This is a genomic window from Rossellomorea sp. SC111 (assembly GCF_024733565.1).
Lineage (GTDB): Bacteria > Bacillota > Bacilli > Bacillales > Bacillaceae_B > Rossellomorea.
Genome location: NZ_JANIOC010000001.1, coordinates 254101 through 271401, shown reverse-complemented (window position 1 = coordinate 271401; position 17301 = coordinate 254101). Strand labels below are relative to the sequence as shown.

19 protein-coding genes are annotated in these 17301 nt (G+C 44.6%); 18 read left to right on the top strand and 1 reads right to left on the bottom strand.

What is annotated here, in order from left to right; all coding sequences use genetic code 11:
- Positions 1-100 precede the first annotated feature (100 nt).
- From NQ095_RS01510 to NQ095_RS01485, 6 genes are all read left to right on the top strand, one after another.
- Positions 101-538 carry a BrxA/BrxB family bacilliredoxin gene (locus tag NQ095_RS01510; protein WP_258261747.1) on the top strand — a complete coding sequence of 146 codons (438 nt, stop codon included), beginning with the start codon at positions 101-103 and terminating at the stop codon, positions 536-538.
- A 580-nt stretch (positions 539-1118) separates the two neighbouring features.
- Positions 1119-1895 (top strand): transporter substrate-binding domain-containing protein, encoded by a 777-nt coding sequence (locus NQ095_RS01505; RefSeq protein WP_258261746.1) that lies wholly within the window; start codon positions 1119-1121, stop codon positions 1893-1895.
- A gap of 76 nt (positions 1896-1971) precedes the next feature.
- Positions 1972-2631, top strand: coding sequence for an amino acid ABC transporter permease (locus NQ095_RS01500; RefSeq protein WP_258261745.1), 660 nt, complete (start codon positions 1972-1974; stop codon positions 2629-2631).
- Positions 2624-3340, top strand: coding sequence for an amino acid ABC transporter ATP-binding protein (locus NQ095_RS01495; protein ID WP_258261744.1), 717 nt, complete (start codon positions 2624-2626; stop codon positions 3338-3340). The genes NQ095_RS01500 and NQ095_RS01495 overlap by 8 nt, the downstream gene beginning before the upstream one ends.
- Positions 3341-3445: 105 nt before the next feature.
- Complete coding sequence (locus NQ095_RS01490) at positions 3446-4423, top strand: aromatic acid exporter family protein (protein WP_258261743.1); 978 nt, start codon at positions 3446-3448, stop codon at positions 4421-4423.
- Positions 4424-4443: 20 nt separating this feature from the next.
- A complete protein-coding gene (locus tag NQ095_RS01485) occupies positions 4444-4947 on the top strand; it encodes a L,D-transpeptidase (RefSeq protein ID WP_258261742.1) in 504 nt (167 codons plus the stop codon).
- 53 nt (positions 4948-5000) lie between these two features.
- On the opposite strand, the gene prli42 is transcribed toward NQ095_RS01485, so the two are convergent.
- Positions 5001-5099 carry a stressosome-associated protein Prli42 gene (gene prli42 / locus NQ095_RS01480; RefSeq protein WP_258261741.1) on the bottom strand — a complete coding sequence of 33 codons (99 nt, stop codon included), beginning with the start codon at positions 5097-5099 and terminating at the stop codon, positions 5001-5003.
- Positions 5100-5284: 185 nt separating this feature from the next.
- Here prli42 and mce point away from each other — a divergent pair, with 185 nt between their 5' ends.
- The 12 genes from mce (at position 5285) to NQ095_RS01420 (ending at position 17230) form a co-directional block, all read left to right on the top strand.
- Positions 5285-5698 carry a methylmalonyl-CoA epimerase gene (mce, locus tag NQ095_RS01475; RefSeq protein ID WP_258261740.1) on the top strand — a complete coding sequence of 138 codons (414 nt, stop codon included), beginning with the start codon at positions 5285-5287 and terminating at the stop codon, positions 5696-5698.
- A gap of 4 nt (positions 5699-5702) precedes the next feature.
- Positions 5703-7250 carry an acyl-CoA carboxylase subunit beta gene (locus tag NQ095_RS01470; protein ID WP_258261739.1) on the top strand — a complete coding sequence of 516 codons (1548 nt, stop codon included), beginning with the start codon at positions 5703-5705 and terminating at the stop codon, positions 7248-7250.
- A 75-nt stretch (positions 7251-7325) separates the two neighbouring features.
- Positions 7326-8450 carry a tripeptidase T gene (locus NQ095_RS01465; RefSeq protein WP_258261738.1) on the top strand — a complete coding sequence of 375 codons (1125 nt, stop codon included), beginning with the start codon at positions 7326-7328 and terminating at the stop codon, positions 8448-8450.
- 426 nt (positions 8451-8876) lie between these two features.
- A complete protein-coding gene (locus tag NQ095_RS01460; protein WP_258261737.1) occupies positions 8877-9347 on the top strand; it encodes a chemotaxis protein CheW in 471 nt (156 codons plus the stop codon).
- A 21-nt stretch (positions 9348-9368) separates the two neighbouring features.
- On the top strand, positions 9369-10622 hold the full coding sequence (locus NQ095_RS01455) for a DNA polymerase IV (protein WP_258261736.1): 1254 nt from the start codon (positions 9369-9371) through the stop codon (positions 10620-10622).
- A gap of 164 nt (positions 10623-10786) precedes the next feature.
- A complete protein-coding gene (gene gndA, locus NQ095_RS01450; RefSeq protein WP_258261735.1) occupies positions 10787-12193 on the top strand; it encodes an NADP-dependent phosphogluconate dehydrogenase in 1407 nt (468 codons plus the stop codon).
- Between the two features lie 125 nt (positions 12194-12318).
- Entirely contained in the window at positions 12319-13242 is a 924-nt protein-coding gene (locus NQ095_RS01445) for an AAA family ATPase (protein ID WP_258261734.1), read from the top strand.
- The gene (locus NQ095_RS01440) at positions 13239-14339 is read left to right on the top strand and encodes a DUF58 domain-containing protein (RefSeq protein WP_258261733.1); all 1101 of its coding nucleotides are present in this window, start codon (positions 13239-13241) and stop codon (positions 14337-14339) included. Before NQ095_RS01445 ends, NQ095_RS01440 begins: the two co-directional genes overlap by 4 nt.
- Positions 14340-14355: 16 nt before the next feature.
- Positions 14356-15024 carry a hypothetical protein gene (locus tag NQ095_RS01435; protein ID WP_258261732.1) on the top strand — a complete coding sequence of 223 codons (669 nt, stop codon included), beginning with the start codon at positions 14356-14358 and terminating at the stop codon, positions 15022-15024.
- A 97-nt stretch (positions 15025-15121) separates the two neighbouring features.
- Complete coding sequence (locus tag NQ095_RS01430; RefSeq protein WP_258261731.1) at positions 15122-15511, top strand: iron chaperone; 390 nt, start codon at positions 15122-15124, stop codon at positions 15509-15511.
- 41 nt (positions 15512-15552) lie between these two features.
- The gene (locus NQ095_RS01425) at positions 15553-16041 is read left to right on the top strand and encodes an HIT family protein (RefSeq protein ID WP_258261730.1); all 489 of its coding nucleotides are present in this window, start codon (positions 15553-15555) and stop codon (positions 16039-16041) included.
- Between the two features lie 85 nt (positions 16042-16126).
- Positions 16127-17230: an NADH:flavin oxidoreductase gene (locus NQ095_RS01420; RefSeq protein ID WP_258261729.1), complete on the top strand. Its 1104-nt coding sequence runs from the start codon at positions 16127-16129 to the stop codon at positions 17228-17230.
- Positions 17231-17301 lie beyond the last annotated feature (71 nt).

The window sequence follows — 17301 nt, the reverse complement described above, 5'->3', positions numbered from 1 at the left end:
AAAGATATGGTTTGAAATTGTTATGATAAGGGTACATCATATCCCTTCACTCGTTTTTAGTAGGATATGATTAAGTCAGCGATTAAAGGAGAGTTCAAGTATGGATATAGATTTCAATTTATTAATGAACGACGTTGTCCGTCAAGCCCGTCAGGAAATCGAAACGGCAGGATATACGCAATTAACAACAGAAGAAGAAGTGGACCAGGCTTTTTCTAAAGAAGGTACTACACTGGTCATGATCAATTCCGTTTGTGGATGCGCAGGAGGAATCGCCCGTCCGGCAGCTGCCCATTCCATCCACTTCGATAAGAGACCGGATCAATTGGTCACGGTTTTCGCGGGTCAGGATAAAGAAGCGACTGCAAAAGCACGCAGCTATTTCACAGGTTATCCGCCATCCTCACCTTCATTCGCCCTATTGAAAGACGGAAAGCTCCTGACAATGGTTGAAAGACACGAGATTGAAGGACATGATCCAATGTCTGTCGTGAACAAACTTCAAACGTATTTTGATGAGTATTGTGAAGAGGTATAAAAGTTTGTCAAGTTTCTCACTGGAAAAGTGAGAGGCTTGACGTTTTTTTATTTTTAGAGGAATTATTATTGAGTTTGGAAGGATTCCTTATTTTGTAAAAAAGTGCAATTCCTATTGGAAATGACGCAATAAATGGAAAAATGATGCTATTACTCTCAAAATGACCCAATCATCTCCAGAAATGACGCACTGACGAGGGATCGACATGGTATTCAAACCCGCTCTTACCCGAAAGCTCCGTACTGACCTCCAAAACCCGCATTGAAATACTTCTTATCTATTAGAATCTTACCCGAGAAACCAATTTCAGGATTAAACAATCCATTTTCAGCAGTTTCCAACAGACTTGGATTCGAGCAGTATCCCTATCCATGTATATATAATGAATAAAATATACCAAACACTAACGTTTGTGTATTCAAATCCAGGAACAACCAGCCTGTTATTTTCAGAATATATAATCATTTATTAATATTTATAAAAGGTATTGCATAAATATTGATCTCTGCTACAATACGAATATAGTAATTAATATACATTATATATTATATTTATACATTATAATCCAGGAGGAATCACAATGAAAAAGCTATTATCTCTCGTATTCGTATTAATCCTTTCTACTACTCTGGCAGCATGCGGCGCAGGAGATGACAAGCCCGCTTCCGGGGAATCCAAGAAACTGATCATGGGGACGTCGGCCGATTATAAACCGTTTGAATATGTTGATACGGCCAACAGCGACAAAATCATTGGGTATGATATTGATCTTGCCAATATGCTCGCAGATGAAATGGGATACGAAATCGAAATCAAGGATATGGAATTCAGCGGATTGATCTCTGCCCTGAAAACGGGGCAGGTGGATTTTGTCCTTTCTGCCATGACGCCAACGCCGGAACGACAAAAGAATGTTGACTTCAGTGATGTCTACTACACGGCAAAAGATATGATCATCTCGACAAAGGAAAGCGGTATTCAAAGTGAGAAAGATCTGGATGGGAAAACGGTGGGAGTTCAATTAGGCTCGATTCAACAGGATGCTGCAGAAGAACTTTCAAAATCCATCAAGCTGAAAGTGGACACGCGTGATCGTATTCCTGAACTGATCCAGGATCTTCAAAATGGACGCTTTGACGCCATCATTATCGAAAATACAGTGGCAAACGGTTATTTGGACAAGAATGACGAGCTTCAAGGAAATACGATGAATGTAAATGAAGAAGAGGCAGGTTCTGCGGTTGCCCTTCCAAAGGACAGCGAACTGACAGGTAAATTCAATGACGCTATGAAGAAACTTAAAGACAGTGGAGAGCTGAATAAACTCGCTGAAAAATGGTTTGACGGAGAACAGTAGATCGATGAAGGGCTAACCTCTAATCCGGTTAGCCCTTCCTATTACATGCCAGATTACAACTTTGGAGGGGATCAATATGCCACTAGATTTTGAACAACTGATTCCTTCGATCCCCTTTATTTTGGAAGGATTGAAGGTCACACTTAAAATTGTCGCGTTAGCAGGGGTGCTCGGGTTCCTATTCGGTATTCTTCTTGCCCTTTGTAAAATTAGTTCCATCAAACCTTTAACCCTGTTTGCGGATCTGTACACATCCATATTCAGGGGAACTCCGCTGGTCCTTCAGCTGATGATCATCTTTTACGGATCGCCTCAGCTTTTTGGGACACAGATTGAACCTTATTACGCAGCGATCCTCGCTTTTTCCCTTAATTCGGCTGCCTATATTTCTGAAATCATCCGTGCCGGGATCAATGCAGTGGATAAAGGGCAAACGGAAGCCGCGATGGCTCTTGGAGTGCCTTACCGATTGATGATGAAAGACGTGATCCTGCCTCAGGCGATCAAAAATATCCTCCCTGCGTTGATGAACGAATTCATCACGCTCACCAAGGAATCCGCCATCGTCACGGTTATCGGGGCTGCAGATGTGATGAGACGTTCATACATGGTTGGAAGTGACTTGTATTCATTCTTTGAACCGCTTTTATTCGCAGGACTGATCTATTATGTACTCGTTATGGTTCTGACTTTGCTAGGAAAAATGTTGGAAGGGAGACTGCGTGGAAATGATTAAAGGAGAACAGATAACCAAGTCGTTTGGAAAGCTTCAGGTATTGAAGGGAATCGATTTCTCTGTTGAGAAAGGGGAAGTCGTCGCATTGATCGGTCCATCGGGTTCAGGGAAATCCACTTTATTGCGGTGTTTGAATCACCTGGAAGAACCTACATCGGGATCGATTTACTTTGAAGGAGGCATTGTGAAGGGGAAATCGATCAACAAGGTAAGGCAGGAGGTCGGCATGGTGTTTCAACATTTTCACCTCTTTCCTCATATGACTGCCTTGGAAAATGTGATTTATGCCCCAATGAAAGTAAAGGGCCTGAGCAAAGCGGAAGCGACGAAATTAGGGACGGACCTCCTGACGAAAGTCGGTCTGAAAGAAAAGAGCGATGAATACCCGACCCGTTTATCAGGAGGGCAGAAGCAGCGTGTGGCCATTGCGAGGGCACTTGCCATGGAACCGAAAGTCATGTTATTCGATGAACCGACGTCAGCCCTTGATCCCGAGATGGTGAAAGAGGTTCTGGACGTGATGAAGTCACTTGCTCACACAGGGATGACGATGATCATCGTGACCCATGAAATGGGCTTCGCAAGGGAGGTGGCAGACAGGATCCTTTTCATGGATGATGGAAAGATTATTGAAGAAGGAGAACCTCAAGCCTTTTTCTCCAACCCGCAAAGTGACAGGGGAAAAGGATTCCTTGAGAAAATATTATAATTATGGGGGGTTAACGGATGAAAACGTTAATCCTTCTTTTTATGTTCAACCCTGTTTGTGGTATTCTAGAGTAGCTAAAAAATGAAGTAGTTAGGAGAAAGATGAATGTTTCGAATCGGATATCGGACACTTAAGACAGGAATCGGCACCGCGGCTGCCATCAGCATCGCCCAGTGGTTCCACCTGGATAATTTCGTATCAGCCGGGATATTGACGATCCTGTGCATTCAGAATACGAAGAAGAAATCGGTGAATGCTTCATGGAGCCGCTTTTTGGCGTGTGTGATTGCCATGGTTTTTTCTGCCGCATTTTTCGAATTCCTTGCCTATAACCCGGCGGTCATCGGTTTGCTGCTTCTTGTGTTCATTCCCATCACCGTAAGCTTGAACATCAAAGAGGGGATTGTCACAAGTTCCGTCATCATCCTTCATGTATACTCAGCGGGACATGTCACCCTTGGCCTTTTTGAAAATGAGCTTGGAATCATCGTGATCGGGATCGGGATTGCCCTCTTGATGAATCTGTATATGCCGAGCGTCGATAAAAAAATGATTCAATATCAGGAAAAAATCGAAGCGAACTTTTATAAGGTTTTCTGTGAGATGATCAACTATTTAAAGACAAATGACAGCAATTGGGACGGCAGGGAAATCACTGAAACGGAGCAATTACTCAAAGAGGCAAAGACGATTGCCTTTAAAGATGTGGAAAACCATTTTTTAAGGGATGAGAACTTATATTATTTATATTTCAAAATGAGGGAAAAACAGTTTGAAATCCTTCAGCGCATTCTGCCGATTGCGACAAATATATCGTTAACCGTCGAGCAGGGCCATCGCATCGCAGATTTCCTGGAAGAACTGAGCGATCATATCCACCCGGGGAATACGGCGCTCTTTTACTTGAAAAAACTGTACGATATGAAAGTGGAATTCGAGCAGATGGAGCTGCCGAAAACGAGGGAAGAGTTTGAAACACGTGCCGCCCTTTATCAATTTGTTCAGGAAATGGAACAGTACCTCCTCCTGAAAAGTTCGTTCAAAGGAATAAAAAAGGAGGAAAGTGAAGCAAACTACACCTAAAACATGAAAAAGGTGATAGGATGCGTTTACTTCTTGCCATCATATTGTTTGCTTCACCCATCTGGCCACTCGGCAGAAATCCGATCCCGGGTGATCCGTTTATCATCGTGAACAAGGAAACGAATCAATTGGCGTATATAGACAATGGGAAGATACAGGCTACCTTTCCCATCGCTACAGGAAAAACGGCTGAGCTCACTCCGGAAGGGTTGTTTAATGTCACAGTGAAAGCCAAGAACCCCTATTACCGTAAGAAGAACATCCCTGGCGGGGACCCGAGAAACCCTCTCGGAACCAGGTGGATCGGTTTCGATGCAGAAGGGACGGATGGCAGGATCTACGGAATCCATGGGACGAACCGGCCATCGAGCATAGGGAAGTATATTTCCAATGGATGTATCCGGATGCATAATAGGAACGTGGAATATTTGTTTGACAAAGCACCCATCGGCACCAAAGTGCTCGTGGTGAAAACGAAGAAAAGCCTCAATCGGTTGGGGAAAGAATATGGGGCACTAAAATGAAGAGGAGCTGCTGATCGAAGGTTTCGAAAAGCAGCTCCTTTTAGTTACTATTTTTATAATAAGAATGACAGTCCTGCCATGATCGTTGATGCAATCATCGCAAACAGCATCACAAATACAATGATCTTTTGCATTTTTTTATTACCCATCATATCGCTCCATTCTTCCACATAAGCGTGAGATAATTTTCATCTCTATTTTAACGTGAATTATGGGAGAAGACAACCACCCGAATAAAAGAAAACGCTTTAATTATTCGTGTCTATAGGAGGAAATTCGACAACAAGTATGGAATACTATATGGGTGGAGCATGCAAACAACAGGGGGATGATAGGGATGAAAAAGGTAGATCATATCGGAATAGCAGTTTCATCAATAGACAATGTTCTCGCATTTTATGAAGATACTCTCGGTCTTTCACTACTGAAGATCGAAGAAGTAGAGAATCAAGGTGTCAAGGTGGCATTCATGGATGGCGGAAATCTGAAGCTCGAGTTACTTGAGCCACTACATAAAGAAAGCCCGATTGCGGCATTCATAGAAAAAAAGGGTGAAGGGATTCACCATATAGCCTTCGGTGTAGAAGGAATCGAAGAGCGCATAAAGGAACTCCAGACCAAAGGGGTACGGATGATCAACGAAACGCCAAAGCCTGGTGCCGGCGGGGCATCTGTCGCGTTCATGCATCCGAAATCAGCCCACGGCGTTTTATACGAACTTTGCGATAAATCCAACATCAAAGGGGAGTAATCATATGGATATTTATGAAAAAATCAATGAATTATACGACCGTAGAAGAGAAGTGGAGCTTGGCGGCGGCGATGAAAAAATTGACAAGCAGCATGAGAAAGGGAAGCTGACAGCGAGGGAACGGATCGATATCCTGGTTGATCCTGGGAGCTTTGTGGAGCTGAACCCATTCATCGAGCACAGATGCTCGGACTTTGGACTTGAAGGGGTACAGGGGCCTGGTGACGGGGTCGTGACAGGTTACGGCAAAGTGAACGGGAAACCGATATACTTATTCTCCCAGGATTTCACCGTGTTCGGTGGTGCACTTGGAGAAATGCACGCGAAGAAGATTTCCCATGTAATGGATCTTGCCGTCAAGAATGGTGCTCCGTTCATCGGACTGAATGATTCTGGCGGGGCAAGGATTCAAGAAGGTGTCGTTTCTTTAGATGGCTATGGACACATCTTCTATCGAAACGCCGTCTATTCAGGTGTCATTCCGCAAATATCCGTCATCATGGGCCCTTGTGCCGGTGGAGCGGTTTACTCCCCTGCCATCACGGATTTTGTCTTTATGGTGGATGAGACGAGCCAAATGTTCATCACTGGACCTAAAGTCATTGAAACCGTGACAGGGGAAAAAATCAGCTCGGAAGATCTCGGTGGGGCAAAGGTTCATAACTCCATCAGCGGAAATGCCCATTTCAGGGGGAAAACGGAAGAAGAGGTGTTACAAGAGGTTCGAAGGCTATTAACTTACCTTCCTCAAAATAATGAAGAGAAGCCTCCCCGTTTAGAAGTGGATGAAGATGATGATTACCGTGCCAACTTAACGGACCTGATTCCATTTGATGCGATTCGTCCTTATGACGTCCGTACCGTCATCAATGATATCGTCGATGAAGGAAGCTTCTTGGAGGTTCAGAAGGAATTCGCCAAAAATATCGTTGTGGGGCTTGCCCGCATAAAAGGCGAAGTTGTCGGACTAGTATGCAACCAGCCGAAGTTCATGGCGGGTGGTCTTGATATCGATTCTTCCGACAAGGCGTCCCGGTTTATCAGGTTCTGTGATTCCTTCAATATTCCTCTCATTACGTTTGAGGATGTTACGGGATTCTTCCCTGGGATCAAGCAGGAACATGGAGGGATCATCCGTCATGGTGCCAAGATTCTATACGCATATTCTGAAGCGACGGTCCCTAAAATGACCGTGATCTTAAGGAAAGCGTATGGTGGAGCGTATGTGGCACTGAATAGTAAATCAATCGGTGCGGATCTGGTCTTTGCCTGGCCGAATGCGGAAATCGCCGTCATGGGACCTCAAGGAGCAGCAAATATCATTTTTGCCAGGGAAATTGCAAACAGTGATCATCCTGAAGAGCTTCGCGAACAAAAAATCGAAGAGTACCGTGAAAAATTCGCGAATCCATACGTCGCCGCGTCACGTGGAATGGTGGATGATGTCATCGATCCACGTGAAACCCGGATCAAATTGATTCAAGGGTTGGAAATGATGAGAAACAAACGGGAAGAACGACCAAAGAAAAAGCACGGCAATATCCCATTGTAAAAGGTGTACCATTTGTTGAACGGAGTTATTCACGCTATACTATAGGAGTGAATACATATTTGTGGAGGTCTACTAATGATTAATGAAGAGCGTTTATTAAATGAATTCCTGGAATTGGTGCAGATCGATTCTGAAACGAAAGAAGAAGCGGAAATCGCGAAAGTATTGACCAAAAAATTCTCCGATCTTGGAGTAGAGGTATTCGAAGACGACACGATGGGAGAAACGGGCCACGGTGCCGGTAACCTCATCTGTACTTTAAAAGGGAATAAAGAGGGCGTGGATCCCATTTATTTCACTTCCCATATGGATACAGTGGTCCCCGCCAAAGGGGTAAAGCCTACTCTTAAAGAAGATGGCTTCATTTATTCCGATGGAACAACCATACTCGGAGCAGATGACAAAGCGGGTCTTGCCACTATGCTTGAATCCGTGCGTGTCCTTAAGGAAAACAATATTTCCCACGGCGACATCCAGTTCATTATCACGGTTGGGGAAGAATCCGGTCTCGTTGGAGCAAAAGCCCTTGATTCCTCACTTGTTAAAGCGAAATACGGTTTCGCTCTTGATAGTGACGGGAAAGTCGGAAACATCATCGTAGCAGCACCGACACAGGCTAAAGTGAAGGCAACGATCTTCGGAAAAACCGCACACGCAGGCGTAGCACCTGAAAAAGGCGTTTCTGCCATCACGATTGCAGCGAAAGCCATTTCTAAAATGCCACTTGGCCGTATCGATGAAGAAACGACAGCGAACATCGGCCGTTTTGAAGGCGGGAAAGCAACGAATATCGTATGCGAACAAGCCGATATCCTTGCTGAAGCCCGTTCACTGGTTCCTGAAAAAATGGAAGCACAGGTAGAAAAAATGAAAGCTGCCTTCACTTCCGTTGCCGAGGAAATGGGCGGGAAAGCGGAAGTCGAAGTACAAGTCATGTACCCAGGCTTTAAGTTCAAAGACGGTGACGAAGTAGTGGAAGTGGCAAAACGTGCGGCGAAGAAAATCGGTCGCCCAAGCGAGCTGCTGACAAGCGGAGGCGGAAGCGACGCCAACGTCATCGCCGGATTCGGAGTACCGACCGTCAATCTCGCAGTAGGCTACGAAGAAATCCACACGAAAAGCGAAAGAATGCCAGTAGAAGAACTAAACAAACTCTCTGAAATGGTCGTAGCCATCATACAAGAAGTCGCTGGGGAATAGAAAAGCGGAAGGGCTTTGCCCAGAGGCGACAAGCATAAGACGAACATACCGGAAAGGCGCCCTTTTGCCTTTTTGGTATGTTTGACTTATGACCTCGAGCCTCTAAGCCCTGTAGCTGGACAATAGAAAAGCGGAGCCGGCTTGGTCAGGCCCGACAAGCATAAGATGAATCCGGCAGAAAGGCGTACTTTGCCTTTTGGACGGATTTAGCTTATGACCTCGAGGGCCTAGCCGGCGGAGCTGGACAAAAAGAAAAGCAGAAGGGCTTTGCCCAGAGGCGACAAGCATAATATCCAAATGTCCACGAACCAATGGTAACCCTTTCGGTTCGTGGACATTTTTCTTCTTTCATATCAGCACCTACCTTTCTGAAATATGGTACATTAGTAGTATACATATCCGAAATGCGAGAGGAGACGTTTTACATTGCCGAAAGTAGTTGTATTTCATGCCGGAAAAGAAGAATATGCTCTGCCGATTGAGAACGTAGTATCGATTGAAAAAGTGGAGGAAATCAGGGCGATCCCACACTTACCCCCATTTGTCCTCGGACTTGTAAAGGTCAGGGGAGAGCTGATTCCGGTCCTTGATTTAGGGAACATCCTTTATAACACCCCTGCAATTGCTGAAAAAGGAATGTTTCTCCTGGTCGTCCAGACGAAAACGATGCAGGTCGGTTTGGTCGTGACAGAAGCAAAGGAAATCCTTGAAGTACCAGATGAATCGATTACAAACGTCGGTTTACTTGCTTATTCGAAAACAACCTATTTTTCAGGTATCATCAATCTTGAAGATACCCTTTTAACCCAGATCGATCCAGATGTTTTAGTAGAGAGCTTAGAAGGTATAAAAGAAATAAAGGATTATGTGAACGAGCAAAAAACACATCAAAACTAGAAAAAGAAAGCCGCGATTGAAATGATTTCACACTATCCCAAAAACGGACGAGTGATTCTTCATGTTGATATGAACAGTTTTTATGCCTCTGTAGAGATGGCCTACGATCCTACTCTTCGGGGGAAACCACTGGCTATAGCCGGGAACCCCCAGGAAAGACGGGGCATCATCGTGACATGCAGCTACGAAGCCAGGGGCTTTGGAGTGAAAACGACGATGCCTCTTTGGGAGGCAAAAAAATTATGTCCGGAACTGGTCATCATGACACCCAACTTCGACCGTTACCGTGCCGCCTCAACGGGAATATTCGATATCCTCAGACAATATTCAGAATTAGTGGAACCCGTTTCGATTGATGAAGGGTATCTGGATATAACGGATTCCTTCGAGAAAGGAACTCCATTACAAATTGCCTCAGACATTCAGGCCCAGATCAAGGGTCAGTTAGACCTTCCTTGCAGTATCGGTGTTGCGCCCAATAAATTCCTGGCCAAAACGGCGTCGGATATGAAGAAGCCTATGGGGATCACGGTTTTGCGTAAGCGTGATATCCCGAACAAGCTGTGGCCGCTCCCTGTCATTGAAATGCACGGGATTGGTCAGAAGACTGCCGAGAAGCTGAATTCAATCGGTATCCATACGTGCAGCGATCTTGCCCATGCCAATGATATCCAGTTGAAGTCACTGTTAGGTATCAACGGACTCCGTCTTAAAGAGCGAGCCAATGGAATCGACAGAAGGAATGTGGATCCCGAATCGATTTATGATTACAAAAGCGTGGGAAATTCCACTACCTTACCGAAGGATACAACGAATCAGCATGAGCTTTTACTTGTTGTAGAAAAGCTCTGTACGAAGGTCTCGTCACGACTTCAACAAAAAGATGTACTTGGGACGACGATCCAGCTGATGATCCGGGATAAATTCAGGAAGACCATCACAAGGAGCAAAAAGGTTGCAAACCCCATCTATAAAAAAGAAGACTTATATCATCATGCGAAAGACTTATTCCTGAAGCACTGGGATGGGGATCCCGTCCGGCTCCTGGGGGTCACGGCACAGGATGTTGTGGAGAAAAGCGAAGCCACGGAACAGCTGGACTTATTTTCTTATAAGAAAATCGCCGAAAAGGAACCACTCTTCAACGTATTATCCAAACTCCATGATAAGTTTGGGAAAGATTCCATCTCTCAAGGGGTAAAAGCTAAGAACAAGAAAAAGTCTTATGATTCGAAACAGGATACAAGCTTCAACAAAGACTTTTTAAGGGAATGACAGCTGTAAAAGGGGACACCTTATAACAAATAACATACTTCTCAATCGGATTATTTGCACCGGTGACCCTTTCTTGTTAGATTGAAATAGACTCCGGTCATTAATTTGATGAAACGGAAGAAGTAATAAAATCATTATTTTATAGATGAAAGGATGTTGATGTTATGGCTCAGGAAATTGGTGTTATCGGATTAGCCGTTATGGGAAAAAACTTGGCATGGAATATTGAAAGCAGGGGGTACTCTGTTTCTATTTACAATCGTTCGAGTGAGAAAACGGATGAAATGATGAGCGAATCGAAGGGCAAGAATGTCAATCCTACATATACAATCGAGGAATTCGTCAATTCATTGGAAAAGCCTCGGAAGATTCTTCTGATGGTCAAGGCGGGAAATCCGACTGATGCGACCATCGAACAATTAAAACCCTTCCTTGAAAAAGGAGACATCCTGATCGATGGGGGAAATACGTTCTTCGAGGATACTCGTCGACGCAATCAGGAACTAAGCGAACTCGGCATCCATTTTATCGGGACGGGTGTGTCCGGTGGGGAGGAAGGCGCCCTGACAGGTCCATCCATCATGCCTGGAGGACAGAAGGAGGCATATGAGCTCGTTGCCCCTATCCTGAAAGATATCGCAGCGAAGGTCGACGGAGATCCATGTACAACGTATATCGGTCCAGATGGCGCAGGTCACTATGTGAAAATGGTGCACAATGGCATTGAATACGGAGATATGCAGCTGATCGCGGAATCCTACTTCCTGATGAAAAATGTCCTTGGCTTAAGTGCGGAAGAACTTCATGAAGTGTTTGCCGACTGGAATGAAGGTGAGCTTGACAGCTATCTCATCGAAATCACAGCAGATATCTTTACTAAGAAAGATGATGAAACCGGCAAGCCGATGGTGGATGTCATCCTCGATAAAGCAGGTCAAAAGGGGACGGGTAAATGGACGAGCCAAAGTGCATTGGATCTCGGTGTTTCCTTACCGATCATCACCGAGTCTGTCTTCGCCCGCTTCATTTCAGCGATTAAAGATGAACGTGTGAAAGCGAGTAAGATGCTGAAAGGTCCAGATACGAAACCGTTCGATGGCGATAAGAAAGCATTGGTCGAATCGATCCGTAAAGCTCTTTATATGAGTAAGATCTGTTCGTATGCTCAAGGCTTCGCCCAAATGCGTTCTGCGTCTGATGAGTACAAATGGGATCTGGAGTACGGAGATATCGCTATGATCTTCCGTGGAGGATGCATCATCCGTGCACAGTTCCTGCAGAAGATTAAAGAAGCATATGACCGTGAATCCAATCTTACTAACCTTTTACTCGATCCTTACTTCAAAGAAATCGTCGAAAGCTATCAATACGCACTCCGCGAAGTCATCAGTGTAGCTGTCCAGAATGGCGTACCGGTTCCAGGCTTCTCGGCAGCCCTATCTTATTATGACAGCTACCGTACAGAAACGCTTCCTGCGAATTTGATCCAGGCTCAGCGGGACTACTTCGGTGCTCATACCTACGAACGTGTGGACAAAGAAGGCATTTTCCATACGGAGTGGATGAAATAATTGAATGATTCATGCCCCTTTCTAATGAAGAGAGGGGCTTTTTTACGTGAATTTTCTGAGAATCCACTCCAAAATGAGCTGGTATATGTTACCATTATATTACATATTCAGATAGGGGTGGCGAGATGCTTCAATCGATTAAAGAAAATATAGCCAAAGTCATGATTGATAAAGAGAATGAGATAGAGTTAATGATCATTGCCTTATTGAGCGACGGCCATGTGCTGCTGGAAGATGTCCCGGGTACAGGGAAGACCACCATGGCAAAATGCTTTTCAAAGAGTATCGATGGAACGTTCAACCGTCTGCAATTCACCCCGGACACCCTCCCTTCCGATATTGTCGGACAGGAATATTTCGACGTGAAAACGAGTGACTTTAAAGTCAGGAGAGGACCGGTATTCAATAATGTCCTTCTTATCGATGAAATCAACCGGGCAGTACCCCGTACTCAGTCGGCACTACTGGAGTTAATGGAAGAAAAGACAGTGACCCTTGGTGGAGTCACCTACCATTTACCACAACCTTTCTGCGTCATCGCCACTCAGAACCCCTTTGACTCCGTAGGTACGTTCCCATTGCCGGACGCGCAGCTTGACCGCTTTCTAATGACGATCAAACAAGGGTACCCGACACCTGAAAAAGAAAAAATGATGTTAAGGAGATTCCGTGCATCCAATCCCCTTGAAGCCATCGGGAGTGTCATCTCCATTGATGAAATTCTCCAGTTAAAACAGAGTGTAAAAGATGTCCTTGTATCGGAGGAAATAGAGGATTATTTGATGGACATCATTCAACAGACGAGGCAGCATCACTATGTGGATGTCGGGGTGAGTCCCCGTGGATCCATTGCCTTCATGAGGGCTATCCAGTCAAGGGCCTTCCTGTACGGAAGGGATTTCTGCACGCCGGAAGATGTGAAGGAACTGGCACTGCCTCTATTGGCTCACAGAATTTCGTTGAATGTGGAGGGGGAAGTGAAGTCATCGAAAGAAGCAATCATACACGAAATCCTTGACCTCACCTCCGTCCCGGTTGAAACACCATGAAAATCCATAAGGAACCACCCTTTATCTTCGCGCCACTGGTCTTGATCTTGAACGTGATCCTGCTCATCATCAGCAGTTTCGCAGGGTATAGTTTCCTTGTGTTTCTTTTCTTCCTGATTCTTTCTTTCGCTCTATTCTCGAGGATTTATTTGAACATCCAACAACATGAAATCTCGTGGAGCGTAAAGAAATATCATGATGCCTCAAGCATTGACGAAGCGGTCACATGCTATATTGAGATCAGGAATGATTCCGTGCTCCCTTTGTATCGTTTTAAAATAAACATAGAGACCAGAAGTGACCGTGACCTCGTGTTCGCAAGCATTGATGGGGAGAGCAGCATGTACTCACTGTCCCTGGATCTCCCGGCTAAATCTCAAAAGACGATACCTCTCGTCCTAAAGGGAAAAGGCAGGGGGATCCATCATTGGAGCAATCTTGAATTTGTACTGGCAGATCCGCTGTCCCTGCGAACGTATCGTGTGGAATATGGGGAGGACGACCTCCCCTCATTCAAAGTTCTACCCCGGATAGGAAAGATCCATGACTTGAAGCTGAAATCTATGCTTCAGGGATATAAACAGACCAATTACTCCCTGTTTCTGGATGAGACAAGCATCATAGGGACCAAAGAGTATGAAAACGAAAGTTTCAGGCATATCCACTGGCTTGCGACGGCCAAAGAAAACAAGCTTCTCGCAAAAAAATATCAAAAAGTCCACGGAGATATCTATTCCATCTTCCTTAACATGGTCGGAGCGGGTCAGTTTCACCTCAGAAAGGATATGGAGGAGCTGATTGAGTACACCGTATCGGTCTGCCTGTATTTAATTAAAGAGGGCTGCAAGGTGGAACTATGGGTCAACTATGCCACCGAACAACATGACGTCTTGAGCCTCAGAAACGACTTTGACCGTACACAACTGAGGAAGCTGATCGAGACCCTTGCACTCATCAATCCTAATGGGAGATTCTTCTCAACCGACCGCTTCTATCAACTTTCACTGAAGGCTAAAGATAGCAAGTCACTCGGCTTGGTCATCGGAACTCCTCCTGAAGCGATCAGGCGTGAACAGCTATTGCATATCAAACAGTGATAGAGAGGGGGTTGCCATGATGAAAAAAGTAGGGATAACAGTTCTTTTTATTCTCATCTGTGCATTTGCAAGCTTGGTATTGATGGAAGTCTTTAATGAAACGACTGGGAGGATCAAGGGATTTTACTATGTAGAGGATCACGGTGGAGAAAGGGATCTCAATCTGGGTCCCGGAAAAGAAGGCAGAACGATTTCTGAAAGGCGACTTGATAAACCGATTGTTGTGGATGAATATCTACCATGGATTGGGGACCCTTTTTCAGGTGAAATTGGATCTGGGAAAAGATTTATGTATGTAGCAAAGAAATACGGGATCCTAGTGGTTCTAGCGTTTGTTTGCCTCTTCTGGTATCTTCGGCATAAGAAAAAAAGGAAAGTGATAAAAGAAGATCCTGCAGAAACATCTGTCAGCCGATATACAGTTAATAAAGATCAATTAGAAGGTGCCGATAAGATGCCCTTTACCCTCTCAGATGAAAAGTTGAACGAAATCCGCCAGATGGTAAAAGACTGGGAGACCCGTTTAAACACCTTAAATAGAAAAAAGCATCATGAAACTATCCAGGAGTGGTTCAAACGGATAAATGGACCAGCAGAAATCATACCGGTTTATGAAAAGGTGCGCTACGGTGATAGACCATTTACCCATAAGGAATTGCAACTATTGAAGGAATTCTTAAGATAGGATTGAAAATCCGTTGGTAAGATGACACCAACGGATTTTTTACGATAAAATAAATGAGGCAATACTTATATTCTATGTTTGGAAAGGAGTCTTTATTATGGAAGGAAATAAGAAGTCATTTGCGACCATCGATGAATACATTGCTCAATTTCCAGAAAACGTCCAAGAGCACTTACAATCCTTGAGAGAAGTGATTAGAGAGACAGTCCCTGAAGCACAGGAGAAAATCAGCTATCAAATGCCTACCTTTGCCCTGCATGGAAATCTAGTGCATTTTGCGGCTTATAAAAATCATATAGGTTTCTATCCTACTCCAAGTGGAATCAATGCCTTTAAAGATAAAATGACAGGGTATAAGACTGCAAAAGCGACTGTTCAATTTCCGCAAGATGAGCCGATGCCCTATGAATTGATTCAAAAAATCGTAAAATTCAGGGTTGCGGAAAATAAAGAGAAATCGAAGAATAAAACAAATAAGAAAAAGTAGCTTGATTTTCACACGATGAATCATTAAATAGGGGGGAGTTTATGAGAAGAATATCATTATCAAACGGACAAGTGGTAGAGGTCGACTGCCTAAGCTGCGCATTGACAAGCGGGTTAATCCAACCTGATGGGGGTGTGGTATATGAAACGGATTATTTCCATGCACATCAGGATGTAGCTTATCCAATCAGGGGATTGATCATATTAGCTTCCAAACGTCATATTAAGTCGTTTGATGAACTCAATGAAAAAGAAAAAATAGATTACATAACGATTTTATCTAGAATCAGACAGGCACAAAGGGATGTGTTGGGCATTGAATATGTTTACTATTTTTACAATGAAGATACCACCCATCATTTCCATACGTGGATGGTTCCCCGTTATGATTGGATGTATGACTTTGGCCGTTCGGTGGAGTCCCTCCGCCCGGTACTCCTCCATGCGAGAAATGAGATGAACGATGACGAAAATGTTAAGGAAGTGATGGAAGCGATTCATGCCCTTACGAGAGAATTACATAGAGGGTGAATGGGCCGGCTCGAAACAGATTTCTATGATTTTCTGCACGGGTTTGAAATAATGAAACTGCATCAAGAAAAGAGGAGGTATTTAAATGAGTCAAACGAATACATCGACAGAACCATTATTCAGGCCTTTCCATAGTGAGAAGTTACAATTGTCCAACCGCACAGTGATGGCGCCTATGACACGGGGGTTTTCTCCAAATGGGGTTCCCGGTGAAGATGTTGCCGCCTACTATCGCCGCAGAGCTGAAAATGATGTAGGATTAATCGTCACAGAAGGAACGGGAATCAATCACCCCTCTTCTGTTTCAGGAGCGAGCATCCCTCTGTTCCACGGGGAAGAATCACTGAACGGCTGGGCCCAAGTTGTAAAAGAAGTCCATCAAGCAGGAGGCAAAATCGTTCCACAGCTTTGGCATGTAGGGATGACCCGCAAAAAGGGAGAGCTCCCAAATGAAGCAGCAGTGCCTGTTGGACCATCGGGACTAAGCCTTTCAGGTAAAGAAATCACGGAGCCTATGTCGGAAGAGGAAGTCGTCCAGATGGTGGAAGCGTATGCCCAAGCTGCTGCAGATGCGAAACGCATAGGCTTCGACGGCATAGAACTGCACGGGGCACATGGATATTTAATCGATCAGTTTTTCTGGGAGAATACAAACCGTCGTACTGATCGTTATGGAGGAGACCTTGAAGGCAGAACCCGGTTTGCCATTGAAGTAATTGAAGCCTGCAGACGCGAAGTGGGCCCGGATTTCCCGATCATTTTCCGTTTTTCACAATGGAAAATGAATGATTTCAATGCAAAGCTTGCAACGACACCAGGTGAACTGGAACGGTTCCTGGAGCCTCTTGTGAATGCAGGCGTGGATATTTTCCATTGCTCGACACGCCGATTCTGGGAGCCGGAATTTGAAGGGTCTGACTTGAACCTTGCCGGCTGGACGAAAAAGCTGACAGGTAAACCCGTGATATCGGTTGGATCGGTTGGACTGGATGGTGAATTCACAAGCTTCTCAGGTGCGGGTACGACAAGCCTGGATGGTCTGATCAATAGGCTGGACAGTGGGGAATTCGACCTGGTCGCCATCGGTCGCTCACTCCTGCAGGACCCTGAGTGGGTAAGGAAAGTGGAAGAAGGCAAAGCGGATGACCTGTTGCCGTTTGATAAGGAAGCGTTGAAAAAATTATATTAAATCAGTAATTGGTGTCTCTTTAAATGAGGCACCTTTTTTTGTGTTTACAATAAAAAAACTCCCCGGCAATT